Origin of the sequence: Salipiger abyssi (assembly GCF_017311415.1) — a bacterium.
Classification (GTDB): Bacteria; Pseudomonadota; Alphaproteobacteria; order Rhodobacterales; family Rhodobacteraceae; genus Salipiger; species Salipiger abyssi_A.
On sequence record NZ_JAEKIS010000010.1, the window covers coordinates 41,080 to 65,801 of the forward strand.

A 24,722-nucleotide genomic window follows, 5' to 3' on the forward strand; every position below is an offset into this window, starting at 1 on the left:
ATATGGCCGATATTTCCATCGACAGCACCGCTGAGCGCTACGATGTCGCCGTTATCGGCTCGGGCGCGGCCGGCTTGGGCGCGGCGGTCTTTGCCGCGCTCGAAGGCGCGCGCGTCCTGCTGGTCGAACGGACCGAGTATATCGGCGGCACCTCCGCCCTCTCCGGCGGCACGGTCTGGGCGCCGGGCACCGAAACCGGGCGCACCGCGAATCCCGACGATTCCCGCGAAAAGGTCTCGGCCTTCCTCGACAGCGCCGTGGGCATTTTCGGCAACCGCGACATGCGCGAGGCCTTCCTCGATGCCGCCCCCGAGGCCATCGCCACGCTTGAGGCGCGCACGCAGGTGCGGTTCCGCCCCTATCCGCGTCATCCCGATTACGAATGGGATCACCCCAACCCTACCCTGAATGGCCGCGCGATCGAGCCGGTGCCCTTCGATACGCGCGCCATGGGCGCCGCGCGCAACATGATCCGCCCGCCGATTCCGGAATTCACCGTGCTCGGCGGCATGAATATCGACCGGGTGGATATCGGCCACCTGCTGAACCGCTACAAATCCCCGGCCAGCTTCCTGCATGTCGCCAGGATCGTGCCCCGTTACATGCGCGACCGCGCGCTGCATGGCCGGCACACGCGGGTGGTCATGGGCGGCGCGCTGGTGGCCAGATTGCTGGCGTCGGCGCTGGATCTGGGCGTCGACATCCTGCGCAGCACCGAGGTGACGGCACTGACCGAAACCGACGGCGAGGTGACCGGACTGCGCCTTCGGGCGGGCGACAAGGAACGCACCGTGGCCGTGGACGGTGGCGTCATCCTCGCCACCGGCGGCTTTGGACGCTCCGCCAGCCGCCGTGCCGCCTATCTGCCCGACACCCTGCCCGCCGAAAGCCCTTCGGCTCCCGGCCATACTGGCACGATGCACGATCTGGCCTTCGCTCTTGGCGCCACCTACGGCCAGGGCAACGATCAGAGCGCCTTCTGGGCACCCTGCTCCACCCGCCGCCGCGCCGATGGCAGCACTGCGGTCTTCCCGCATTTCGTACTCGACCGTTCGAAGCCCGGCACCGTCTGCGTCGATCTCAAGGGCCGCCGCTTCGTGAACGAAACAATCTCGTATCATGCCTTTGGCAAGGCGATGCTGGCGGGCGGCCCCGACACTGCCGGTGCGTGGATCGTCACCGACGCGCCGACGCTGGCGAAATTCGGGCTGGGCATGGTCCACCCGGGCGGCGAGAACCCGAAACCCCATGTTGCCGACGGCTATCTGATCGAAGCGCAGACACTGGACGAGCTCGCCGCCAAGACCGGCACCGACCCGCAGTCGCTCGCCGCCAGCGTCGCCGATATCAACGCCGCTGCGGAGAAGGGCGAGGACACAAGCTTTGGTCGGGGCGGCTCGCCTTACCAGCGCAACAACGGCGACCCGACGGTTGCACCCAACCCGACGCTGGGCCGGATCGCCACCGCGCCTTTCTATGCGGTGCGCCTGCAACCCGCCGATATCGGCACGGCGCAAGGCCTGCGCGGCGATACCCACGCCCGGCTGCTGCGCGACGACGACAGCGTGATCGGCGGGCTCTATGCGGTGGGCAACGACCTGCATTCCATCATGGGCGGCACTTATCCCGGCCCCGGCATCACACTGGGCCCCGGCCTGGTCTTCGGCGCCATCGCCGCACGCCATGCCGCCGCCCGCTCGCATCAAGAGAAAGGACAGACCCGTGCAGCTTGACGGCGAAACCATCCTGTTCCCGGTGATCGGGGACCCCATTGCGCAGGTCCGCTCTCCGCGCTTCCTGAGCGAAATCCTGGCTGCACGCGGCATCAACGCCCTCGTGCCGCCGCTGCACATCCATGCCGATCACATGACCGCCGCCATGGAAAGCTTTCGCCACATGCAGAACGTTCGCGGCCTGGTGATCACGATCCCGCACAAAATCGCGTCGCTCGCCTTTTGCGACGTGGTCAGCGACCGCGCCCGCTTTGTCGGGTCAGTGAATGTCATCCACAAGGATTCAGAAGGCCGCTTCATCGGCGACAATGTCGACGGCATCGGCTATCTCGACGGGATCAAGGCGCTCGGCTTCGAGCCGGCGGGCAAGACGGCGCTGCTGATCGGCGCCGGCGGCGCGGGCAGCGCCGTGGCCTTCGAAATCCTGGATCGCGGCGCCGCGCATCTGACCATCTCGGATCTCGACGAGACGCGCCTCTCGCGCATCGTCTCGGCGCTGGACGAGAAATTCTCCGGGCGCGTCGCGGCCGGCAGCAACGATCCGACGGGCATGGACCTGGTGGCCAACGTCACCCCCTGCGGGATGCGCGAGGGCGACCCCTTCCCCTCCGATCCCGCGCTGATGTCGCCCGAGACCTTCGTCGCCGACGCCATCACCCGCCCCGAAGTGTCGCCCATGGTGGCCGCCGCCCGGGCCAAGGGCTGCAACACGATGACCGGCGCGGGCATGTTCAACGCCGAAGCCGAAAGGCTGGTGGATTTCCTGCTGGGAGAGGGGCTGCCCTCGGATCCGGCAGAACAAGCGGCGGCATAGGGCCGTCAATCAATGGGAGGAAAACCATGAAAACGTTTCTCGCAGGCCTGAGCCTGCTGGCCATGACAGGCGGCAGCGCGCTCGCCGCAGACTATCCCGTGAAGGAGATCCAGGGGATCATCCAGTGGGGGGCCGGGGGCTCTACCGACACGGTGATGCGCGCGGTGACGCCGCATGCGGCCGAGGCGCTTGGCGGTAATATCGTCATGCAGAACAAGACCGGCGGCGTGGGCGCCATCGCCCTGCGCTATGTCCAGCAGCAGGATGCCGACGGCTACACGCTGCTGATGGGCGCCGAGAACCCGCAGATGTACAAGGTGCTCGGGCTCGGAACGGACGATTACACCGATATGGTGCCGATCAACGTTCTGGCGCGCGGCGTGCCGATGTTCGTCGCCAACAATGACGCGCCCTACAACTCGATGACGGAATTCGTCGAGTACGCCAAGGCCAACCCCGGCGAGGTCCGCGTCGGCTCGACCGGTCCCGGCGGGCTGACCTCGATCGTGCTGGCCATGCTGACCGACCAGGAAGATGTCGAGTTCACCCGTGTGCCCTATGACGGCGACGGCCCCGCGCTGACCGCGCTTCAGGGCGGCGCCATCGACGTGATGCCCGCAGTGCTGGGGGCCGCCATCGAAGGCGTGAAAGCCGGACGTATGAAGGTCATCGGCCTGGTCGATACCCAGCCCAACGATCTGCTGCCGGGCGTCGTGCCGATCACCGAGGAGATCCCCGGTTTCGCCGACTACCTTCCCTGGGGGCCGTTCTTCGGCGTGTTCGTCAAGAAAGGCACGCCGGACGAAGTCGTCGCCGAGCTGCAAGCCGCCTATGCCGAAGGCGCCAAGAATCCCGACTTCATCGAGCTGATGGAAGATCGCGGCTTCATTGTCATGTCGATCGCCGGAGACGAGGCGATGGATTTCCTCGAAAGCTACCGGTCCACCTCCTCCTGGCTGGTGCATGACGCGGGCTTCTCGAAAAAATCGCCCGAAGAGTTCGATATTCCGCGCCCCTGAGCCGCGGCGCATGAACCGGGAAACAATATGATATAACGGCCGAACGGCGCCCCGGTGCGGGCGCCGTTCCGGCACCGGCCGGCGCTGCCGGAGGCGGCCCGGAACGCTGCCCGCCAGCGATGGCTCTGCCAGAGGAGGTCCCCATGAAAATCGACTATCGCGGTGACGCCGATCACCATGACGGCACATCCGACGCCACGCCCGGCGGCTATGAAACCGAGCGGCGGCCCGGAGAGCTGGCCTTTGCCCTGTTCCTGCTCGTGGCAAGCCTCTATCTGCTCTGGGAGGCCTACGGCATCGCCGGCTTCGAGGCGCTATCGTCGGCGGGTGCGGTTCCGATGGCGACAACCGCCGCAATGGCGGTTTCGGCGCTGATCATCGTGCTGCGCACCGCGCGGCTGCCGAAAGTGTCGACGGAGAGCCTGGCGCGCGACATCCTGCCGTTCAAGGTGATCCTCTTCGGCGGGCTGCTGGTCTGTTTCGGCCTGCTGCTGGTCCCGTTGGGCTTTCTTCCGACGGCCGCGCTTTTTCTAGTGTTGGCGATCAAGTATCTCTCGGGCCGCGGCTGGGGCTTTACCCTGGCGGTCTCGCTGGGCAGCCTGCTGCTGATCTGGGTGGTCTTCCGTATCGTCTTCACCGTTCTGATGCCCGCCGGCATCGTGCCCGAGGCCGAGCTGCTGCAATTCTTCCGCAACCTCGGCACCGGCGGGGGAGCGCAATGATGGATACCCTGCTCGCACTTCTCACCGTCTTCACGCAGCCGCAGCTCTTTCTTCTGGTGGGGCTGGGCACCTTTCTCGGCGTCTATATCGGCGCGATCCCCGGCCTGTCGGTCACCATGGCGGTGTCGATCCTGATCTCTTTCACCTTTTCCTGGGATGTCTACCCGGCGATCTCGCTGATGGTGGGCATCTACATGGGCGGCGTCTATGGCGGCTCGCGCACGGCGATCCTGCTGAACATTCCCGGCGCGCCCTCGGCCATCGCCACGGCCATGGACGGCTATCCCATGGCACAGCGCGGCGAGGCCGGCGAGGCCATCGGCGTCACCACCGTCATGTCCTTTTTCGGTGGGCTCGTGGGGATCGCCGTTCTGGCGCTGGCGGCGCCCTTCGTCGCCGAGTTCGCGCTGACCTTCCAGCCGCGCGACTACATGCTGCTCGCGGTGCTGGGCATCCTGCTGGTGGGCTCGCTTTCCGCGGGCAGCCTGCTCAAGGGCATCTTCGCCGGCGCCCTGGGCATCGCCATCGGCGCTGTCGGCCGCGACCCGCTGACCTTTGCCGAACGCTTCACCTTCGATTTTCAGATCATGGAGGGCGGCATCTCCTTCATCGCGGTGATGATCGGCATGTTCGGCATCTCCGAAGCGCTGCTGCAACTTCACCATGTCGGCGCCGAGGCGATGCGTCAGAAGATCGACCGCATTGTACCGTCCTGGTCGACCGTGCGGAAATACCTGCCGCTGTCGCTGCAAACCTCGTCGATCGGCGTCATCATCGGCGCCCTGCCCGGCACCGGTGGCGACATCGCGGCGCTCATGGCCTACGACCACGCCAAGCGTGTGACGAAAAAGCCGACACGCCCCTTCGGCACCGGCGCCATGGAAGGGCTGGTGGCGCCCGAGACGGCGAACAATGCCGCGGTGGGCGGGGCCTTCGTGCCGATGATGACGCTGGGCATCCCCGGCGACGCGGTGACCGCGATCATGATCGGGGCGCTTTTCATCCACGGGCTGAACCCTGGCCCGATGCTTATGGTCGATCAGCCGCAGATGTTCTGGTTCATCGTCGGCGCGCTGCTGACCGCCAATGTCTTTATCCTGATCTGCGGCCTGACCGGCATCAAGCTCTTCACCAAGATCGTCGAGATGCCACGCGCGGTGCTGATCCCGCTCATCATGCTGCTGTCGGTGGTGGGCGCCTATGCGGTCAACAACTCGGTCACCGATGTCTACTGGATGCTGGGCTTCGGCGTCTTCGGCTATTTCATGCGGCACTACGGCTATCCGCTGGGGCCGGTGATCCTCGGCGTGATCCTGTCGCGCCTCTTGGACGACAACTGGCGACGGGCGATCATCTCAGAGCGCGAGGATCTGGGCGCCTTCTCTGCCGGTATCTTCGGCAGCCCGCTGTCACTGACGCTACTGCTGGTGGTGGTGGCGATCTTTGTCTCCCAGACCCCGGTCTACGCGATGCTGAAATCCCGGATCTCGAAACGCGCGGCGGATCAAGCATGAACCGGTTTGGCGCCCTGCTGCCATAGCCGGCAGAGCCCCCTTTCCCCGGGCGCCCGCCACATCGCCCTGGGATCTTCTCTCCACAAAGCACGCGCAAGACGAGATTGCACCCCGGCCTGTAAGCCCCCGCACAGAAGCGCGGCTAGCTCGCGGGGCGCTCGCCGACCGCCTCGCGCCAGTGACGGCGGCAGAGCGAGACATAGGTTTCATTGCCACCGATCTGCACCTGATCGCCTTCCATCGCCACCCGGCCCTCTGCATCCTGCCGGATCACCATTGTTGCCTTGCGACCGCAATGGCAGATTGTGCGGACCTCGCGCAGAGTGTCCGCCAGCGCCAGCAGCACCGCCGAGCCGGGGAAGAGCTGGCCGCGAAAATCGACCCGCAGGCCATAGGCCATCACAGGGATTCCCAGATCGTCGGCCACGCGCGCCAGCTGCCAAACCTGCGCCTCGGTCAGAAACTGCGCCTCGTCGACAAAGATGCAGGCGAGTGCCCGCGCGGTATTCTGCGCCTGGATGCGGGCAAAGAGATCGTCCTGCGGGGTGAAGGTATCCGCATCCCGCCCGAGCCCGATGCGCGACCCGATACGCCCCTGCCCCGCCCGCGTATCGAGCCGCGCGGTCAGCAGATAGACCTCCATGCCGCGCTCGCCATAGTTATGCGCCGCTTGCAAAAGCAGCGTCGATTTGCCGGCATTCATGGTGGAGTAGTTGAAATAGAGCTTCGCCATGGCGACGCTCCATGCCGCAGCCCGCGGCGCGGCGCAAGCCGCAGCTTTGCGTCGCGGCGGTGAAAGCGCGGCGCGACGCCGGGCCGGCGGGACAGAGCCCCGGGGGTTGCCGACCGGCATCGCGCCGCGCCTCACCAGACCGCCCGCCGCCCCGCCTGCGGGACGGTTCGCAGCCCGTCCCGATTCGAACCACCGGTCACGCGTGCCAACTGATCACAGAAAATGACATTTGCCTCATTGCGGTATAATGGGAAATGATAGCGCAGTTTCCCATCCGCGCCGGACGCGGCAAAAAGGCAGACCAAGTGCAAATGTCGATCGTCGGACGTTACCTGAAAAAACACACCGAGGCGCTGGTAAAGGATGTCGGGATCGAGGCCGCCTGCACCCTCAGCGGAAAATCAAAGGCCACGCTGGGGCGCTATTATTCCGATCACCAAGAGCATGAAGACAGGTTTATGCCCGTCGATACCGTGGCGGCGTTGGAGGAGGCCGCGTCCTATCCGCATGTGACCTCGGCGCTGGCAGAGTTGCAATCCATCATGCTCCAGCACGGCGGCGACCGCAGGAATGCCCCGCGAGAAGGCGGCGTCAACAGCGATGTGGTGGCGCTTAGCCAACGTTTCGCGATGCTCATGGCGGAATATCACCAGTCGATCCAGGACGGCGTGATCTCGGGCACCGAAGCCCGCCGCCTGCTCAAGGAAACGCTTGCCCTCCAGAAGGTGCTTGTCGATATCAAGCTGCATCTCGAAGATGAAACAGCCTGAGGACCCGTCCCAGCCCCGTCCGCTGAGCGCCGCCGAGCAGCATGTTCCCGAGCTGCTCCAGCGGTTTCTGCTGCAATTGGAAACCACCGAGAACTCGCGCCAAGTCTGGCGCATGCTCGTCGCGCTCGGACGCGAGCTGAAATTGCCTTTCGTCGATTTCATCTCTGCCAGTTCCTGGCACGGCTGGAAGAAAACCCGTTTCATCCGCACCTCCTACGATGCGTCATGGCTCAACAGCTATTACCGAGACCCGGAAATCTCGCGCTGGTCCTATTTCCGCTGCCACGCGATGGATTATCTGACGCCGATCGCCATCGGTCTCGAATTCGTCGACGAATACAAACCCATCCCGGAACCGCGCCTCGAAGTGCTTCGCGAGGCGGCGCGGCGCGGGCTGCGCGCGGGATATTCCATTCCCCTGCGCTGCAACGCCCCACCGCAGAGCGCACTCATCAGTTTTTCCGGCGACCATTCGCGCCGGGACATGCTGACAATCATCAACGCCCACGGCTGGACGCTTACCACTGCGGCGCTGACCGCGCATCAACGGTATATCTATCATTTCGGCCGCGAATTCGCCGAACGGAACCGCATCACACCGAAGCAGCTGGAGCTTCTGGAGCTGCTCGGTGCAGGGCTTCAGGACAAACAGATCGCGGAGCGACTCGGGGTGTCGATTTCGGCGATCCGGCAGCGCATGAACGCGCTGTCGCAGAATACCGGCATGACCTCGCGCGCCGAGCTTGCGGCGCTCGCAATGTCGCTGGGCGTGCTCCCGGATCCGCTGAACCGGCCGGGCGACCGCGAAGCCCAAACCCTCATCGAGATGGACGAAGGCGGCGCCACGCTGCAACCGGTGGTACTCTGATAAAGCTGTGGCGTTCGCCCAAAAAAGAATGCCCCCCGTTTCCGAGGAGCATTCTTAAAATGCTGAAAAGGTATCTAAAACGACTTCCCCCCCAGAAGGGTTAAACAAGGACACGCAGCGGGAAAACCGCCTATCGACGCTGTCGCAAACAGCTTTCCCCCGGCGCGGCCGGATCATGCGAACCGGTAATGGCTCTCCCTGCTGGCCCGACCGAACGCCATATTTTTACCATAAGTTCAGATTTTTGTCTCGCATTGGCGTCATATCCCAGGACGTGACGTCAGCTTTTGCAGCGGTTTCCCGGGCAAAAACTGTAAGAAACGACAGGGATCATGAGCCGGAAAGTCGGATTTTTGACTCTGCGGTAAAGAATCACTGCGCAATACGGGCCGGGATCAGCCGCGGATCAAGCGGCCCCAAAGGTCGTATTCCCCCGCCTCGTCCACCTCGACGGTGACGATATCGCCGGGGTTCAGCGCCTCGTGGCCCTCGTCGATAAAGAGATTGCCGTCGATTTCGGGCGCGTCGGCCATGGTCCGGCAGGTGGCGGCGTCATCTTCGACGAGATCGACGATCACCTCCAGCCGCTTGCCGACCTTGGCCGCAAGCTTGGCTTCGGAAATCTCCTGCGCCTTTTCCATGAAGCGCTCCCAGCGCTCCTGCTTGAGCTCGGGCGCCACATGATCGGGCAGCGCGTTCGACCGGGCACCGGCGACATTCTCATATTGAAAGCAGCCCACCCGGTCGAGCTGCGCCTCGTCGAGCCAGTCGAGCAGGGTCTGGAACTCCGCCTCGGTCTCGCCGGGATAGCCGACGATGAAGGTCGAGCGCAGCACGATCTCGGGACAGGCGGCGCGCCAGGCGGCGATTTCGTCCAGCGTCCTGGCCGCCGCCGCCGGCCGCGCCATGCGGCGCAGCGTGTCGGGATGGGCATGCTGGAACGGGATATCCAGATAGGGCAGCACCAGCCCCTCGGCCATCATCGGCACCAGCTCGCGCACATGCGGATAGGGATAAACGTAATGCATCCGCACCCAGGCGCCGAGGCTGCCCAGCTCGCGCGCCAGCGGCAGGATCGGGAACTTGTCGGCGCGATCCTTCCAGTCGGTGCCATAGGCGCTGGTGTCCTGGCTGATCACCAGCAGCTCCTTCACCCCGGCCTCGACCAGCTTTTCCGCCTCGCGCAGCACCGCCTTCGCGGGCCGTGATGCGAGCTTGCCGCGCATGTCGGGGATGATGCAGAACTTGCAGGCGTGATTGCAGCCTTCGGAGATCTTGAGATAGCTGTAATGGCGCGGCGTCAGCTTGACCCCGCTCGACGGCAGCAGATCGACGAACGGATCGGGCGCGGGCGGCACCGCGCCATGCACCGCGTCCAGCACCTGCTCGTATTGATGCGGGCCGGTGACGGCCAGCACCTTGGGATGCACGCCGGTGATATAGTCGGGCTCGGCGCCCAGACAGCCGGTGACGATCACCCGGCCATTCTCGTTCAGCGCCTCGCCGATGGCCTCCAGGCTTTCCGCCTTGGCGCTGTCGAGAAAGCCGCAGGTGTTCACGATCACCGCGTCGGCGCCGCTGTAATCGGGCGAGATGCCGTAACCCTCGGCGCGCAGCCGGGTCAGGATGCGCTCGCTGTCGACCAGCGCCTTGGGACAGCCGAGAGAGACCATGCCGATGGTCGGCTGGCCGTCGCGTTTGGTCTCGGAAAGGCGGGCGCGCGCCAGATCGGGGCGCAGGTCGGGAGGATTCTGCATGGCGGGCATATAATGGAGCGCGCGGGTGCGGGGAAGCACCCGTTTCGATATTCTCGCGAATGCCGCCTGCCCTGCGGCTCAGCCGCCCACGATCTGGCGGTAAAGCGCCTCGTCGGTGTCGCCCTCGCTGCCAAAGACCAGGATCCGCGATGTGCCGCTGAGCCCGAGCGCCGTCCGCCAGGTCGCGTTGCCGCAGCAGGCCTCCGCCGCCGCAAGCCCGGCCACGGCGGATTCGCCCGCAACCACCGGCGGCGCGCCCGCCGCGAGGCGCCGCATCCAGCGCGGCACCGCCTCCTCGGGCACGCCCACCGCCGCGTCGCAATGGTCCTTGAGGATCTCCCAGGCCAATAGCGAGACCTCGCCGCAGGCCAGCCCCGCCATCATCGTGTCGAGTTCGCCCTCGTCGGCCACCGGCGCCCCGGCGCGAAAGCTCTTCAGCCAGCAATCGGCCTTCAGCGGATCGGCCAGCACCAGCCGGGGCCGCGCCGCGCCGTAACGCCGCGTGGCAGAGGCCGCGACCGCCGCCGCCATGCCGCCCACGCCGGTCTGCACAAAGATATGGGTCGGCGCCTCGGGCAAGGCGTCGAAAGCCTCCGCTGCCATGATCTCGTAACCCTGCATCACGTCGCGCGGCACATCGGTATAGCCGGGATAGGAGGTGTCGGAGACGACGAACCAGCCCTCGGCATCGGCGGTCTCCTGCGCCTCACGCAGGCTGGCGTCGTAATTGCCGGGCGTGCGCCTGACCTCGGCGCCGTATTGTGCGATGGCCGCACGGCGGCCCTCGGAAACCGTCTCATGGATAAAGATGACACAACGCGCGCCAAAGCGCTGCGCGCCCCAGGCGACCGAGCGCCCGTGATTGCCGTCAGTGGCGCAGCAGACGGTGATTTCCGCCGCCTCCGGGTGGGCACGGTCGATGATCTCCTGCATCGGGATCTCGCGCCCCAGCCGCGCCGAGAGCTCCCGGCGCAGCAGCCGTGCCACCGCGTATGCACCGCCGAGCGCCTTGAAACTGCCGAGCCCGAAGCGCGCGCTTTCGTCCTTGTAGCGCATGGTGGCGACGCCGAATTCCGCGGCGACATCGGCGAGCGCGTGCAGCGGCGTGGGCGCATAGCCGGGCCAGTGCGAGATCGCGTCATAAGCCGCCGCAAAGGCACGGTCAGAGAGGATGTCGTCCTGCGCGGGCCTCCAGACGCCATCGGGCTTCGCCAGAGGATTGGCAACGAACTCGTAGCTGGATGTCATGCCGATCTCCCTGCGGCGCCGGATCGCGTCACCGTTTCAGAAATCGCCGCGCGCTTCAATCGTGCTGGCACCCGCTCATTCGCGCCCCATCCAGAGGGTGCGCCCCTCCGCGCAGCCCAGATCCCTGAACCCCATCTTGCGCCAGAAACCCAGCGCGCGGGCGTTCGCGCGATTGACCCCGACATGTACGCCGCCGGCCCGCTGCGCCTCGGCCAGACGCCGCCAGTCGGCAAAGAGCCGCGTGCCGAGCCCCGCGCCCCGAAGACGGGGCAGCAGGTTCATATGCAGGTGCGCGGGATAGCGGTCGGTCACGGCGACGGGCGGCGCCTCCGGGTGATGGATCATGAAGGCCCGCCGCTGGCCGGGTGTGCGCGTCGCTGCCGGGATCTCCACCGGGTCGGGATAGCGCCTGCGCAATGCCGGCCACCAGTCGCGCTCCAGCCGAGCGGCCCACGAAACGGTGTCGACGACGCCGACGGCAAAACCGGCAATCCCCGCCTCATCCTCCACCACAAGCCCCAGCTCCGGGCAGAGCGCGGCATAGGGCGCGGAGTAGATATGCCCAATCAGGGCCGGATCGTCGTAGAGATGCGAGGCGTCGCCACCCTCGAAACCGGTGGCAAGCGAGATCGCGTAGAGCGCGTCGATGTCTTCCGGCCTGACCGGGCGGATGCGGGTCATTTCGTCCTGCGCCTCAGAGGGTCCGCCCGCAGGCTATCCCGCCCCGCACGCCATGCCAATCCGCGCCCGGTCGCCACAGCATCGCCAAAAGACAAAGGGACGCGCCATGACGGCCCGTCCCCTTACAGTGCTGAAAGCCTGCGTTGCCCCGCGCTCAGCGGCGGCGATCGCGGCGCGAGGACATCGGCTGGAAAGCCACGCCCACATGCGCGTCGCAATAGGGTTTGCCCTGCTGCACCGGCAGCCCGCAGAACCAGAAATCCTCGGTCGCCGGGTCGCCCACCGGCCATTTGCAGGTGCGCTCGGTCAACTCCATCAGCGTCAGCTTCTTGGCCTTCTTCTCGACCTCGCTGACCTTGGCGAGCGCTTCGGGGCTGATCTCGTTCGCAGAAGGCTGCGGCGGCAGCGGCTGGCCGGCGGGGATGATCTGCTTGCGCGTGGCCGGCGGCGCGGACCGCGTCTCGGCGGCAGCCGGCACGGCGGGTTCGCGCGGCTTGGCTTCGGGCTCGGGCTCAGCCGGTTTCGGTGCCGCCTTGGGCTTGACCTCCTTGGGCGCCTTCGCCTCCTTGGCAGGCGCCGCCGCAGGGGCGCCGGCGCCGGTACGGTTCGACAGGCCCAGACGATGCACCTTGCCGATCACGGCATTGCGCGTGACACCGCCCAGTTCCTTGGCGATCTGGCTGGCGGACTGACCTTCCGCCCACATCTTCTTAAGCAGCTCGACGCGCTCATCGGTCCAGGACATGATGTATCCTTATTGAAAAAGCGGCCCACGACCGGGGCCGCCTGGAAATTCCGCGGTTGGCCCTATTGTAGTCATCGTCATCCGAGTTACAAGCCAAGGCCGCAGAGGAAAGGGCCGCGAATGACCGATATCCCCCATACCGATCCCGGCGAACGCCGCTTTGGCCGCGTCAACTGGCTGGGGCTCTACACGCTGTGCCGGCGCGAGGTGCGGCGTTTCACCAATGTCTGGACCCAGACGCTGCTCGCGCCGCTGGTGACGGCGGGGCTGTTCATGGTGATCTTTACCATCGCCATCGGCCCGCGCCGGGGCGACGTGATGGGCGTGCCCTTCACCAGCTTCATCGCACCGGGCATCCTGATGATGACGGTGATCCAGAACGCCTTTGCCAACACCTCCTCCTCCATCGTGATCTCGAAGGTGCAGGGCAATATCGTCGATACGCTGATGCCGCCGCTGGCGCCGTTCGAGCTGGTGCTGGGCTATCTCGCCGGCGGCGTGGCGCGCGGGCTCTTCGTGGCCGTGGCGATCGCGCTGGGGATCTGGCTGACCACCGGGCTCGCGCCGGCGCATCCGCTGGTGCTGCTGGTCTTCGCCGCGCTCGGCGCGGCCTTCCTGTCGGCGCTCGGCATGCTGGCCGGGCTCTGGGCCAACAAGTTCGACCAGATGGCGGCGATCACCAATTTCCTCGTCACCCCGCTCGCCTTCCTCTCGGGCACCTTCTACTCGGTGCAGGCGCTGCCGCCCGGGCTCTACGAGGTCACCCATTTCAACCCGGTCTTTTACCTGATCGACGGCGCCCGCTATGGCATGCTCGGCGTCAGCGACGCGGCGCCGGGCTTTGGCTTTGCGGTGGCGCTGGCGGCGACAGCGGCGGTGCTGCTGGCGGCATGGGCGCTGTTCCGGACGGGCTGGCGTCTGAAGGCCTGAGCCGGGCCTCGCGCCAGGCCACGAGGCCCGCGCCGGTGACGATGATCACCGCACCCAGCACCGACACGGCATCCGGGATCTGCGCGAAGATCAAAACATCATAAAACGCGGCAAAGATCAGCGTGGCGTACCAGAACGGCGCCACGAACCCGGCATCGGCGCGCCGGATCGCCTGGATGAAGCAGGCCTGCGCCGCCGCCATCAGCAGCCCCACAGCGGCCAGCGCGGCCCATTGCGCCGGCGTCGGCATCTGCCAGAACGCCAGCACCGCGAGGCTGGCGATGACAGAGCCGATCAGATTGTTGATCAGCAGGATCTGGAACGCGCCCTCGCGCCCACTCAGCAGCTTGAGCATCACGAGCTCTGCGCCGAGGCAAACGGCGGCCCCGAGCGCCAGCAGGGCGGCGGGCTGGAACGCCTGCGGCGTCGGCCGCAGCAGCATCATGGCTCCGGCAAGCGCAATCGCGGCGGCCAGCAGCCGCACCGGCCCGACCTTTTCACCGAGGATCGGGATCGCCAGCAGCATGCCCACCACCGGGTTGAGAAAACTGATGGCGGTTGCATCTGCCAGCGGGATGAAGGCGGCGGCGGCAAACATGAAGCTGACCCCGCTCCAGCCGCAAAACACCCTGAGTACATGCGTTGGCCAAGCCGGACGGGTGAACTTCGGGCGCAGCACCAGCGCAGCGGCGGAAAACGCAAGCAGCGCAAAGATAAAACGGCTATGGCTCACCTGCAAAGGACTCAACGGCGGACCAAGCACGCCCGTGCCCAGCATTTTGGCAAGCAGCGTCGTCGCCGCCACGAATGCGGACGCGCAAAGCGTGAGAGTGGCGGCAAGCAGCGGGTCGGGGCGCAATGTCATGGCGGATGCTTTGCGCTTTCGCCCACCGCTTTTCAAGGTTGGCGCGAAAGATAGCAGCAACACCCGACCAGCGCGACCGCCTTGAATTGTAAACCGGAGGCCCGGCGAAACCGCCCGGCCTCCGGCAAGTCACTCGTACCTTAATTCACCACGACGGTGAGTCCTCATCAACATACTGATCGGTGCCGTCGGAAGACGCCTTGGCGCACCTCCCCATCACGGCCGGCCTCTGCACACCGGATAACCTTACATTGCCCCCGAAACACCCAAGACACGAATTCGGTGCGCTCTAGCCAATGAACCGCGAATCCAGACTATCGTTACTGGCTGCTGAAGGCGTTCGCGGAAACGGGTAGATGGTGTCGCATTCGGATAGGGTCGTGCTCACAAATGCGCCTGTGCCGCCGCATTTGCCCCCTGCGCTCCCCTTTTGGAAAAGCTTGCGCCATGCCCAGCCATGGTTCGCCGCATCGACCCCGACACCACGCCCCGCGACGCTGACGCGGATCTTCGAAACCGTACCCGCACGGGTACGGATCGCGAAATCAATCACGTTCGTCATTACACCCTCTACCTCTGAGTACCGCTCGTTTTTTATTTGGCGGCTTTCTTATTCTGGTATTCAGCTACCTTATTTCCGCGACGGTCGCCAGCGTCAACCACGCCGTGACAACGCATTGAGCCTCTCCGCGTTGGGCTGTTGTCCAAAATCAACACACCAAACACGCAAAGCGTGTATGTCCTTAAGGTGCTGAAAATTTACGCATTTCTAACGTGGCATTCCTGCCCGGCCCGGCAGGACGATAGCAGACCGGGTATCGCGGACCGCCCCGTCGCTACCGGGCAGATCGGAGCACGCGCGATCTGGACCCTGCCGAGCGCATGCGTAAGGATGGCGCCGAAAGCGCAACAAGGAGAGACGGGATGCAGCGGATGCAACCCGCAGAAACGGTATGAGCGAGACCCATCAAAGCTTCGATCCCGCAGCGGCCGATCCGCGTGCCTTCCGCGACGCGCTGGGGCGCTTCGTTACCGGTGTCGCCGTGATCACCTGCGCCACCAAAGACGGCCCGCTGGGCATCGCCGCGAACAGCTTTGCCAGCCTGTCGCTGGACCCGCCGCTGGTGCTGTGGTCGCCGGCCAAGAGCTCGGGGCGCTATCCGTTCTTCGTTGCCGCGCAGCATTTTGCGATCCATATTCTGAGCAGCGATCAGGAAGCGATCTGCCGCGCCTTCGCAAGATCCGGCGAGTCCTTCGATCTGGCGAACTGGCAGAGCTCTCCAGAGGGTGTGCCGCTTATCGAGGGCTGCGTGGCGCGGTTCGAATGCGAAAAGGTGGCCGAGCATGACGGCGGCGACCATACGATCCTGATCGGAAAGGTGCATCGCGTCGCAACCCTGCCCGGCGATCCGTTGATCTTCTGCGGCGGGCGCTATGGCGGCTTCGCGGCGGGATCCTGATCGAGGGGCCTGAAATCGGCGCTTGCCCAAGCGCGCCCGGGCACGCAGACTCAGCGATAGGGATAGAGCCAGCCCTTGTAATCGGCGATCATCGCATGAGCCTTTTCGATCTCTTCCGGCGCCAGTTTCGCGCGCAGCGCCTCAACCGCCTCCGCCGCGTCAGGATGGCCGCCGATCTCCGCGAGCCTGTACCAGAGAAACGCGCGGGCAGGATCGGCCGCCGGCAGCCCCATGCCGAGCTCATAGCACCAGCCGAGCGACATCTGCGCCCCGGCATGGCCCTTGAGCGCGGCGCGCTGGTGCCATTCGAAGGCGCGCACCTCGTCCGTCATACCGCCCAACCCCAGGCTGTAGATCACCCCGATCATCTCTTCGGCATCGGCATTGCCGGAGCGTGCAGCGGGGTCGAGCGCGGCCAGCGCCTCTTCGGTGCGGCCCTCGGCCAGCAGCGCACGCGCCTCGTCGATGCGCCCGGCCGCAAGCGGCGTCGCAAGACTGAGCAAAAGGGCGGTAGCAAGAAAACGCATGCGCTGGCGGGCCTGATATGTCTGGCGACGGGCGGGGCGGCCATGGCCCAGACCATCGCGCCCGATGATTTCCTGCCCTTCGATCCGGCGCAAGCCAAGATCGGTCAGCGGCTATTTTACGACAAGATCCTGAGTGGCAACCGCAACATCTCTTGCGCCACCTGCCACCATCACGACCTCGACGGCACCGACCGGCTGAGCCTCGGAATCGGCGAAGGCGGCAGCGGGCTCGGACCGGAGCGTCGCCCCGGGGACATCGCCAAGCGCATTCCGCGCAACGCGCCGGGGCTGTGGAATCTCGGGCATCGCGAGGTGTCGGTGCTGTTCCATGACGGGCGGGTCGAGCATGACCCGCGCTTTCCCAGCGGTTTCGCGACACCGGCAGGCCAACATCTGCCCGAGGGGCTGAATTCGCCACTGGCCGCGCAGGCGCTGTTTCCGATGACCGCCGAATTCGAGATGGCGGGGAATGCCGGCGAGAACCCGGTGGCCGATGCGGTGAGCGGCGCGGTCTGGCAGGGCTGGCCGCTGATCGCCGCGCGGGTGGCGGAGATACCAGGGTACGCAGAGACGATGGTCGCGGCGTTTCCCGAAATCGACCGCCCTGACGAGATCACCGTGGTGCAGATCGCCAATGCATTGGCGGCCTTCATCGGCACCGAGTGGCAGAGCTACGACAGCCCCTATGACGCCTATCTCCACGACGGCACGCCATTGCCGGAGGATGCCGAACGCGGACGAAAGCTGTTTTTCGGCGCAGCGGGCTGTGCGGGCTGCCATTCCGGACCGCTCTTCAGCGACCAGTCCTTTCACGCCATGGGGCTGCCCGGCTTCGGGCCGGGGCGCATCCGCAAGCACGATCCGATCCCCCGCGATGTCGGGCGCATGGGCGTGACCGATGACCCGCAAGACGCCTATCGCTTTCGCACCCTGCCGCTGCGCAACGTGGCGCTGACCGCGCCCTATGGCCATAACGGTGCCTACCCGACCCTGCGCGGGATGATCCGCCACATGGCCAACCCCGTGGGCGAGCGGCTGCGCTGGCAGCCGCAGCTTGCGCATCTGCCGCAGGTCGCGGCGCTGGAAGACTACGATTTCGTGCTGCTCGACGATCGGCTGGAGACCGCCAGACAGCTCGAAACGGTGGACGTACAGCGGGTGCCGCTGAGCGACGCGGAGGTAGGCGAGATCGAGGCTTTCCTCAACGCCCTCACCGGGACCGGCGCCGCCGACCGCCCGCTCGGGCGGCCCGACAGGGTGCCCAGCGGCCTACCCGTGGACTGAGCCCACAACGTAGGGTGGGCAATCCTGCCCACCGCCCCTGCGCCTCAGCAGGCGCGCAGCATCTCCTGGATCACCGGCTGTTTCTTGGGTTTCTTGGCCAGCATCAGCAGTAGCTCCGTCAATTCGGGCTCGTGCACGCGCTTGGCCGCTGCCTTGGGCGAGAACCATTTCCGCTTGCGCTGGTGACGCTCTTTCCAGTTGCGCAGGAGCTTTTCGACGATCATCGGGTAGACCCGCACCTGACAGGGCAGCGCAGTGCCGTCGTCCAACAGCTTGTCATAACGATAGGTGCCGAGTTCCTCGCGGCTGACATAGCCCTTGACCCCGGCCTCCTCCAGCGCCTCGATTTCGGCGGCGTGCCAGGGTTTCTTGCCGTCCATCTCCCAGCCCTTGGGCATCACCCAGCGCCCGGTATCGCGCGAGGTCACCATCAAGACCTGGAGATTGCCCTTCTTGTCCCAATGCATGGGAAGGGCGGCGATCTGTTCGCCAATCGTGGCCATGAAAATACGCACCGCTCGGAATTATCGTTCTTTGATATAGATGGACCGTAAACCCTCTATGACAATTTGGTTAACAAAACCTTCCCGCGCACCGAAAAACCTGTGCGCGCTCCGGAGTATGGCCGGAAAATGAAAATGGGCCCGGACAGGAGGGATCGTCCGGGCCCTTCATCGTCCGACCGTTTGGGACAGCCGGACGTGAATCGCTCAGTAGCTGACGACTTCGGTGTCGTCGCCGATGATCGCCGCGGCCATGGCCGGCGGCTGTGCCACCCCCACGCCGTCGAGCAGCGCGCTGGCATCCGCGCCCTTGCTGGGCAGGTAGATCGCGCAGACCTCGACCCGGGCACCGGGCTCGGCCATGATCGTTTGCATCAGCCCCTGCGGGCTCATGCCCTTGGGCGGCTGCGGCGCGGTGGCGCTTTCGGGCGCCTCTTTCAGCGCGATATCGGCGGCAGGACCGCAGAGCAGGATATGCGGCACGGCACCCTGCTTGGCGGCCTGAAAGGCCAGCACCATCGCCATGAGCTGGGTCTGCGGCTCGGGCGAGGTCAGCACCGTTACCAGCTTTTCGGCGCTGTCGGCACGGGCCGGCGGCGCCGCGAGGCAGGTGGCGGCCACGAGGGCGGCAGTGAGGAAACGGGTCATCGGATCGTCCTTTCTGTCTGTCCGGAAGCTTATTCGGGTTGGCAGATTTCGCCGCGCAGGATGGCGAGGCCGGTGCGCGCGATCAGATAGCCCACGATCCCCACCAGCAGCGCCAGGAACACACCGCCCAGCACAGTCAGCGCCGGCAGCTGTGCCAGCTCGGCATAGCGCAGGGTCGAGATCGTCAGCGCGGCGACCGGGAAGCTCAGCGCCCACCAGGACATGGCGAAGGGCAGCTTGAGGATCTTCGGCGCCTGCGTCGCCACGAGGCCGAGAAACACCACAGAGGTGTAGAAGAGCACGCGGGCGAACCCGTCGAGCACGCCGCCATTGAGTTGCAGCCAACTCAGGAAGGCGAGGGCGGGCGGCGCGATCAGGATCACCAGCGTCGGCAGCAGCCGGCCCGGCAGCGGATCGTGGAAAATCAGCCGGTTCATCACCAGCGTCAGCAGCACGACCCAGAAGACCAGCCCGGCGGAGAAGAACAGCCAGGAGATCTCGGTAAAGCCCAGAGCGACCCCGGCCACCGGCACGACGATATTGCCCACAGCCGGAATGAACCAGGCGGGCGAGATATGGATATGCTGGAACGGGCGGTGCCCGATCCAGCCCGACAGCACTGCAAGGGTCAGCCCGCCCTGACCGAGCATCCCGGCCAGCCAGACCACCCGCGCCGCCTCCTCAGTGACCGGTCGCAGGGCCGTGGCGATGAGCAGCACCGAGATCGTGATCGCCGGAAAGAAGGCGATTCTCACCGGATGGTTCCACTCCGCCGCGAAGGCCTTTGGCAACCGCAGCGCCTTCAGTGCGAAGAATACGGAGATCACCAGGAAATCGGCAATCGCCGCGCAGAGCGCCACTTGGCTCGGCCATTGCGGCCAGCCAAAGCTGAGCTCGGCCCGGTGCAGCGCCAACGCCAGCCCCGCAAGCCCCATCACCGACGCAAAGAAGGTGACCGGGAAATGCACGAGCCGGCCATGCGGCGCATCGGCAACCGGCGCCGCGGAGGCTTGGAGGGTGACGTCGGACATGGCTCAGTCCTCGGATTTGCGCAGGAACAGGGATTCGAGCGTGTAGACCAGGATCGCGAGACCGATGGCCCCGGCAACCGCGATGGCCAGCAGCAGGATCACGTCGATGGGCCCGCCGATATCGGCGAGACTCGACCGGGTCTCGAACAGTACGAACCAGACGGCCAGCACCGCGCCCACGGGCATGGAGAGCTGCGCCCAGAGGAACTTGTGCCAGCTCACCGCGCGGTCGCGGATCAGCACATAGAGATAGGCCAGCGTGATCAGCCCCGCGACCACAACCATGGCCCAGAACAGGGCCTGACCGAAGATCTCTTCGAAGACGGCGATAAGGGTGCCGAAAGTAAGCTCTTGCATGATCTCTCCTCCTCAGGCCCGGCCGCGCAGCATGGCGTTATAGGTCGCCTTGAGGGCGATCTCCTTCATCAGCCAGCTGACCCACAGCTCTTCGAGCGGCGCGATGATGCCCGGGAAGCTGGGCACGAGGTTGTTGTGATAGTCGAACTCGACCAGCATGGCGCGGCCCACGCGGGTGATCAGCGGGCAGGAGGTATAGCCGTCATAGGCGCTGTCGGCGGTGGTGCCCGCGATCTGCGCCACGAGATGATCCTCGACCACCGGCACCTGCCATTTGACCGAGGCGGCGGTCTTGCCCTTGGGCACGCCGGCGATGTCGCCCACCGCAAAGACCTCGGGGTAGCGGAGGTGGCGGAGATTGGCCATATCGACCTCCATCCAGCCCTCACCGACCCATTTGTCGGCCCAGCTCAGCCCGCTGTCGCGGATAACCTGCGGCGCGCGCTGCGGCGGGATAACGTGGATATAGTCGTAATCCATCTCCACATCGCCCTGCGGCGTGGCGAAGGTGGCGCGCTTGGCGCCGGGATCCATCGCCTTCAGCACATGGGAATATTCCGGTGTGATCTGGCGCTGACCGAACAGCATCCGCACCTTTTCCGACACGATCGGCACGCCGAAGAGCGTGTCGTTCTGCGCCATGTAATGCACATCCATCTTAGAGCGGCCACCGGCCTTGCGGGCGATGTCGTCGATGAGAAAGGTGTGCTTGAGCGGCGCGCCGGCGCATTTCATCTCGGTCACGGGACGGGTGAAAAGCCCCACGCCGCCGGTCTCGGTATAGGCCTGCGCCGCCTGCCAGGTCTTCGCGGCGTAGTCCGGCCCGGCATAAAGCGCGCCGATGCCTTCCTTGCCCACGAGATCGAGGTCGAAGCCTTCGATGGCGGCATGGTCCAGCGTCAGGCCGGTGGCGACCACGAGGTAATCGTAGCTCAGTACCTCACCGCCCTGCAACGCGACGGTCTTGGCCTCCGGGTCGATATTGGCGGCGAAGTCCTGCTTCAGTTCCACGCCCGAGGGCAGCCAGTCGGTGGTCTGGCTCACGGAATAGTTGGGCGCCTTGAGGCCCGCCGCGATCAGCGAAAAGCCCGGCTGATACCAGTGTTCTTTGCGGCCATCCACGATGGTGATGCGGGCGCCGTCGAGGCGGCGCACCAGCCGGTTGGCCAGCGCGGTGCCAGCGGCCCCCGCGCCCAGAATAACGATATGGGCGCTTGTGGCGACCTGTGCCTGCACCTCTTGCGCGGTGCCCGCGGCGGCCAGCGCCCCGGCACCAGCGGCCAGCCCCAGGAACCCCCGGCGGCTCGGCCTGAAATCTTTCATGTCGGTCATTGTTACCCTCCTCGACATATATAATTTTTGGAATTTTTATCCGGTGTCGCGATGACCCAGATCAATGTCGAGTTTCGTTTGCTTGTTTTTCTTGCTGGAGTTTTTACCGGAGCCGGGCGAGCCGCACGCGTGGCCCGCCCCGCCCCTGCTCCCGCTGTCAGGGACGAAGTGACAGCGGAATTCTGCGCCTCAGCGCTTGTGCTTGCCGACCGGGCACTCGCCCTCGTCGGCGAGGCAGGCATCGACCCGCAGTTCCAGCCACATCGCGTTCAGAACCGCGAAGAGCGCGGCCAGCGGCAGGCCGAGAAGCCAGGCAAAATACCACATGTTCTGTCTCCTTTCTCAGTAGACGCTGTCAGAGCTGCCGGTCACCTCATCCTCGGTGACCTTGCCCCAGAGCACTTTGTAGACCCATGCCGTGTAGAGCATGATCAGCGGCATGAAGATCACCGCCGCCACCAGCATCACGAACAGCGTCAGATGCGAGGAAGTGGCATCCCACACGGACAGCGAGCTGGTGGGATCGACCGTCGAGGGCAGCACGAAGGGGAACATGGTCAGGCCGACGCTGGCGATGATGCCGGTGATGGCCAATTTCGACCACAGCAGGGTCGAGACCTCGTACCCCTCGCGTAGCCCACGCACCGCCATGGCGATGCCGGCAAAGCCCATCAGCGGCGCGATGGCGATCCAGGGCCGCTCGCCATAGGCCGCCAGCCACGACCCCCCGCGGGAGACTTCGTTGTAGAGCGGGTTCGACGGTCCGTCGGTGACCACCTCGCCGACCATGGCGAAACCGTCCACACCGAACGCAAGCCAGACCCCCGCCAGCGCGTAGGTCACCGCAGCGACGATGCCGGCAACCGTGCCGATGTTGCGGGCACGTATCTGCACCATGCCTTCGGTCTTCAGCGTCAGCCAGGCGGCGCCATGCATCAGAAGCATCGACAGCGACACCACGCCCGAGAGAATCGCGAAAGGCCGCAGCAGGCCGAGGAACTTACCGTAGAACGTGCCGTCATACATCGGCATCAGGTCTTCGGTCAGATGAAACGGCACGCCCAGCAGCACATTGCCCACCGCCACACCAAAGAGCAGCGCCGGGGCCGCGCCGCCGACAAACAGCGCCCAGTCCCAATTGTTGCGCCAGCGCTGGCTGTCGCGCTTGGAGCGGTACTTGAAGCCCACGGGCCGCAGGATCAGCGCCGCGAGCACGGCGAACATCGCCAGGTAGAAGCCCGAGAAGCTCACCGCGTAGAGCGGTGGCCAGGCGGCAAAGATCGCGCCGCCGCCCAGGATGAACCACACCTGGTTGCCTTCCCAGACCGGGCCGATGGTGTTGATCACCACGCGCCGCTCCACATCGGTCTTGCCGACGAAGGGCAGCAGCGCGCCGACGCCCATGTCGAACCCGTCGGTGAGCGCGAAGCCGATCAGCAGCACGCCCAGCAGGACCCACCAGACCACGCGCAGAAACTCGAAACTCAGAAATTCATGCAGGATCATGTGACTTACTCCGCCGGTGTCGCACCAGAGGTGCGCGGATCAGAAGGATCGGCAAAAGGCCCTTTGCCATCATGGGTGCGCAGCCGGTGCTCGTGCCGCTCCAGCCAATGGTCGGTTTCCTCGACATCCATGTACGGGCCCTTGCGGATGTATTTGATCATCAGGCTCATCTCGATGACGAACAGCACCGTGTAGAAGATCACGAAGCCTGCCAGTGTGATCAGCAGATCGCCGATGCTGAGATGACTGACCGAAAGCGCCGTCGGCAGCACGCCGTCCACCGTCCAGGGCTGGCGTCCGAACTCGGCCACGAACCAGCCCAGCTCCGCCGCGATCCAGGGCGCCGGGATGATGATCACCGCTGTGCGCAGCGCCCAGCGCGGGAACTGCATGGTGCGGAAATTCGACATCACGAAGAAATAGAGCATCACCGCGATAAAGCCGAAGCCCAGCCCGACCATGATGCGGAACGCCCAGAACAGCGGCGCGACGCCGGGAATGGTGTCTTCCGAGGCCTGCACGATCTGCGCCTCGGTGGCCTCGCGCGGGTCGTCGACATAACGTTTCAGCAGGAAGGCAAAGCCGAGATCCGCAGAATGATCCTCAAAGCTCAGCCGCACCGCCTCGGGGGTCGCATCGCGCTGTTCGCGGATCGTCATCAGGTTGTCGTAGGCGATGATGCCAGAGCGCACGCGGCGCTCGGCCTCGATGACCAGTTCGTTGATGCCGGGGATCTCCTGCGTCAGCGAGCGGGTGCCGATCAGGCCCATGGCCCAGGGGATATGGATGGCATAATGGGTCTCGCGCGCGGCCTTGTCGGGGAAGCCGACGAGGGTGAAGCTCGCGGGGGCCTCTTCGGTCTCCCACATCGCCTCGATGGCGGCGAGTTTCATCTTCTGGGTGTGCGAAGCGGAGTAGCCCGACTCGTCGCCCAGCACCACAACCGAGAGCGCCGCCGCGAGGCCAAAGCTTGACGCAATCGCGATGGAGCGGCGCGCCAGCTCCGTATGCCGGCCCTTGAGCATGTACCAGGCCGAAACCCCCAGCACGAAGACCGAGGCGGTGACATAACCGGCGGAGACCGTGTGCACGAATTTCGCCTGCGCCACCTCGTTGAAGAGCACCTCGAAGAACGAGGTCATCTCCATCCGCATGGTGTCGGGATTGAACTGCGCGCCGACCGGATTCTGCATCCAGCCATTGGCGATCAGAATCCACAGCGCCGAGAAGTTCGAGCCGATGGCGACCAGCCAGGTCACGATCATATGCGCCACTTTCGACAGCTTGTCCCAGCCGAAAAAGAACAGGCCCACAAAGGTCGCCTCCAGGAAGAAGGCCATCAGCCCCTCGATCGCCAGCGGCGCGCCGAAGATATCCCCGACATAGTGGCTGTAATAGCTCCAGTTCATGCCGAACTGGAATTCCATGGTGATCCCTGTCGCGACACCCAGCACAAAGTTGATGCCGAACAAGGTGCCCCAGAATTTCGTCATCTGCCGCCAGATGGGACGGTTGGTCATCACATAGACCGTCTCCATGATCGCCACGAGGATCGACAGACCCAGTGTCAGCGGCACGAACAGGAAGTGATACATCGCCGTCATCGCAAATTGCAGGCGCGACAGCTCGACGATATCGAGCTCCATTTTTCGTCTCCTCGGTTTAGGTGGCCCCT

At 65.4% G+C, this 24,722-nt stretch carries 26 protein-coding genes; 10 read left to right on the forward strand and 16 right to left on the reverse strand.

The features are described from left to right. The first annotated feature begins 2 nt into the window (after positions 1 to 2). From I6N89_RS14770 to I6N89_RS14790, 5 genes are all read left to right on the forward strand, one after another. Positions 3 to 1,733, forward strand: a complete 1,731-nt coding sequence (locus I6N89_RS14770; RefSeq protein WP_207019196.1) for an FAD-dependent oxidoreductase — start codon at positions 3 to 5, stop codon at positions 1,731 to 1,733. Next, positions 1,723 to 2,547: a shikimate dehydrogenase gene (locus I6N89_RS14775; RefSeq protein ID WP_328805884.1), complete on the forward strand. Its 825-nt coding sequence runs from the start codon at positions 1,723 to 1,725 to the stop codon at positions 2,545 to 2,547. Before I6N89_RS14770 ends, I6N89_RS14775 begins: the two co-directional genes overlap by 11 nt. Before the next feature lie 26 nt (positions 2,548 to 2,573). Continuing rightward, complete coding sequence (locus I6N89_RS14780; protein WP_207019198.1) at positions 2,574 to 3,566, forward strand: Bug family tripartite tricarboxylate transporter substrate binding protein; 993 nt, start codon at positions 2,574 to 2,576, stop codon at positions 3,564 to 3,566. Between the two features lie 143 nt (positions 3,567 to 3,709). Next, positions 3,710 to 4,288: a tripartite tricarboxylate transporter TctB family protein gene (locus I6N89_RS14785; protein ID WP_207019199.1), complete on the forward strand. Its 579-nt coding sequence runs from the start codon at positions 3,710 to 3,712 to the stop codon at positions 4,286 to 4,288. Continuing rightward, positions 4,288 to 5,802: a tripartite tricarboxylate transporter permease gene (locus I6N89_RS14790; protein ID WP_207019200.1), complete on the forward strand. Its 1,515-nt coding sequence runs from the start codon at positions 4,288 to 4,290 to the stop codon at positions 5,800 to 5,802. Before I6N89_RS14785 ends, I6N89_RS14790 begins: the two co-directional genes overlap by 1 nt. Positions 5,803 to 5,944: 142 nt before the next feature. On the opposite strand, the gene I6N89_RS14795 is transcribed toward I6N89_RS14790, so the two are convergent. Then, the gene (locus tag I6N89_RS14795; RefSeq protein ID WP_207019201.1) at positions 5,945 to 6,535 is read right to left on the reverse strand and encodes a thymidine kinase; all 591 of its coding nucleotides are present in this window, start codon (positions 6,533 to 6,535) and stop codon (positions 5,945 to 5,947) included. A gap of 311 nt (positions 6,536 to 6,846) precedes the next feature. Between I6N89_RS14795 and I6N89_RS14800 the strand changes: the two genes are divergently transcribed. Both I6N89_RS14800 and I6N89_RS14805 read left to right on the forward strand, forming a co-directional pair. After that, entirely contained in the window at positions 6,847 to 7,305 is a 459-nt protein-coding gene (locus I6N89_RS14800; protein WP_207019308.1) for a hypothetical protein, read from the forward strand. Next, complete coding sequence (locus I6N89_RS14805; protein ID WP_207019202.1) at positions 7,292 to 8,173, forward strand: helix-turn-helix transcriptional regulator; 882 nt, start codon at positions 7,292 to 7,294, stop codon at positions 8,171 to 8,173. The genes I6N89_RS14800 and I6N89_RS14805 overlap by 14 nt, the downstream gene beginning before the upstream one ends. A 395-nt stretch (positions 8,174 to 8,568) precedes the next feature. On the opposite strand, the gene rimO is transcribed toward I6N89_RS14805, so the two are convergent. The 4 genes from rimO to I6N89_RS14825 form a co-directional block, all read right to left on the reverse strand. Beyond that, positions 8,569 to 9,939, reverse strand: a complete 1,371-nt coding sequence (rimO, locus tag I6N89_RS14810; RefSeq protein WP_207019203.1) for a 30S ribosomal protein S12 methylthiotransferase RimO — start codon at positions 9,937 to 9,939, stop codon at positions 8,569 to 8,571. A gap of 69 nt (positions 9,940 to 10,008) precedes the next feature. After that, entirely contained in the window at positions 10,009 to 11,178 is a 1,170-nt protein-coding gene (locus I6N89_RS14815) for a diaminopropionate ammonia-lyase (protein ID WP_207019204.1), read from the reverse strand. Between the two features lie 75 nt (positions 11,179 to 11,253). Continuing rightward, positions 11,254 to 11,859: a GNAT family N-acetyltransferase gene (locus tag I6N89_RS14820; RefSeq protein ID WP_207019205.1), complete on the reverse strand. Its 606-nt coding sequence runs from the start codon at positions 11,857 to 11,859 to the stop codon at positions 11,254 to 11,256. 154 nt (positions 11,860 to 12,013) lie between these two features. Continuing rightward, positions 12,014 to 12,604 carry a GcrA family cell cycle regulator gene (locus I6N89_RS14825; protein WP_076701144.1) on the reverse strand — a complete coding sequence of 197 codons (591 nt, stop codon included), beginning with the start codon at positions 12,602 to 12,604 and terminating at the stop codon, positions 12,014 to 12,016. Positions 12,605 to 12,724: 120 nt separating this feature from the next. Here I6N89_RS14825 and I6N89_RS14830 point away from each other — a divergent pair, with 120 nt between their 5' ends. After that, positions 12,725 to 13,534: an ABC transporter permease gene (locus I6N89_RS14830; protein WP_207019206.1), complete on the forward strand. Its 810-nt coding sequence runs from the start codon at positions 12,725 to 12,727 to the stop codon at positions 13,532 to 13,534. Here the strand turns inward: I6N89_RS14830 and I6N89_RS14835 are convergent. After that, the gene (locus I6N89_RS14835) at positions 13,425 to 14,399 is read right to left on the reverse strand and encodes a DMT family transporter (RefSeq protein WP_207019207.1); all 975 of its coding nucleotides are present in this window, start codon (positions 14,397 to 14,399) and stop codon (positions 13,425 to 13,427) included. The two genes, I6N89_RS14830 and I6N89_RS14835, sit on opposite strands and share 110 nt — an antisense overlap. Before the next feature lie 289 nt (positions 14,400 to 14,688). Next, entirely contained in the window at positions 14,689 to 14,961 is a 273-nt protein-coding gene (locus I6N89_RS14840; RefSeq protein WP_207019208.1) for a hypothetical protein, read from the reverse strand. 391 nt (positions 14,962 to 15,352) lie between these two features. Between I6N89_RS14840 and I6N89_RS14845 the strand changes: the two genes are divergently transcribed. After that, positions 15,353 to 15,859: a flavin reductase family protein gene (locus tag I6N89_RS14845; RefSeq protein ID WP_207019209.1), complete on the forward strand. Its 507-nt coding sequence runs from the start codon at positions 15,353 to 15,355 to the stop codon at positions 15,857 to 15,859. Positions 15,860 to 15,909: 50 nt separating this feature from the next. On the opposite strand, the gene I6N89_RS14850 is transcribed toward I6N89_RS14845, so the two are convergent. Beyond that, positions 15,910 to 16,386, reverse strand: a complete 477-nt coding sequence (locus tag I6N89_RS14850) for a tetratricopeptide repeat protein (protein ID WP_207019210.1) — start codon at positions 16,384 to 16,386, stop codon at positions 15,910 to 15,912. A gap of 42 nt (positions 16,387 to 16,428) precedes the next feature. Here I6N89_RS14850 and I6N89_RS14855 point away from each other — a divergent pair, with 42 nt between their 5' ends. Beyond that, a complete protein-coding gene (locus I6N89_RS14855) occupies positions 16,429 to 17,670 on the forward strand; it encodes a cytochrome-c peroxidase (RefSeq protein ID WP_207019211.1) in 1,242 nt (413 codons plus the stop codon). Positions 17,671 to 17,714: 44 nt separating this feature from the next. On the opposite strand, the gene I6N89_RS14860 is transcribed toward I6N89_RS14855, so the two are convergent. From I6N89_RS14860 to I6N89_RS14895, 8 genes are all read right to left on the reverse strand, one after another. Beyond that, a complete protein-coding gene (locus tag I6N89_RS14860; protein WP_207019212.1) occupies positions 17,715 to 18,173 on the reverse strand; it encodes an NUDIX hydrolase in 459 nt (152 codons plus the stop codon). 207 nt (positions 18,174 to 18,380) lie between these two features. Next, positions 18,381 to 18,821, reverse strand: coding sequence for a hypothetical protein (locus I6N89_RS14865; protein ID WP_207019213.1), 441 nt, complete (start codon positions 18,819 to 18,821; stop codon positions 18,381 to 18,383). A gap of 29 nt (positions 18,822 to 18,850) precedes the next feature. Next, positions 18,851 to 19,852, reverse strand: a complete 1,002-nt coding sequence (locus I6N89_RS14870; RefSeq protein WP_207019214.1) for an SLAC1 anion channel family protein — start codon at positions 19,850 to 19,852, stop codon at positions 18,851 to 18,853. A 3-nt stretch (positions 19,853 to 19,855) separates the two neighbouring features. Next, the gene (locus tag I6N89_RS14875) at positions 19,856 to 20,209 is read right to left on the reverse strand and encodes a DUF5368 domain-containing protein (RefSeq protein WP_207019215.1); all 354 of its coding nucleotides are present in this window, start codon (positions 20,207 to 20,209) and stop codon (positions 19,856 to 19,858) included. 12 nt (positions 20,210 to 20,221) lie between these two features. Next, on the reverse strand, positions 20,222 to 21,541 hold the full coding sequence (locus tag I6N89_RS14880; protein ID WP_207019216.1) for an NAD(P)/FAD-dependent oxidoreductase: 1,320 nt from the start codon (positions 21,539 to 21,541) through the stop codon (positions 20,222 to 20,224). A 189-nt stretch (positions 21,542 to 21,730) separates the two neighbouring features. Continuing rightward, complete coding sequence (cydX, locus tag I6N89_RS14885) at positions 21,731 to 21,868, reverse strand: cytochrome bd-I oxidase subunit CydX (protein WP_076701099.1); 138 nt, start codon at positions 21,866 to 21,868, stop codon at positions 21,731 to 21,733. 15 nt (positions 21,869 to 21,883) lie between these two features. After that, positions 21,884 to 23,047, reverse strand: a complete 1,164-nt coding sequence (gene cydB / locus I6N89_RS14890; RefSeq protein ID WP_207019217.1) for a cytochrome d ubiquinol oxidase subunit II — start codon at positions 23,045 to 23,047, stop codon at positions 21,884 to 21,886. A gap of 5 nt (positions 23,048 to 23,052) precedes the next feature. After that, on the reverse strand, positions 23,053 to 24,693 hold the full coding sequence (locus tag I6N89_RS14895; RefSeq protein WP_207019218.1) for a cytochrome ubiquinol oxidase subunit I: 1,641 nt from the start codon (positions 24,691 to 24,693) through the stop codon (positions 23,053 to 23,055). Positions 24,694 to 24,722: the final 29 nt, after the last annotated feature.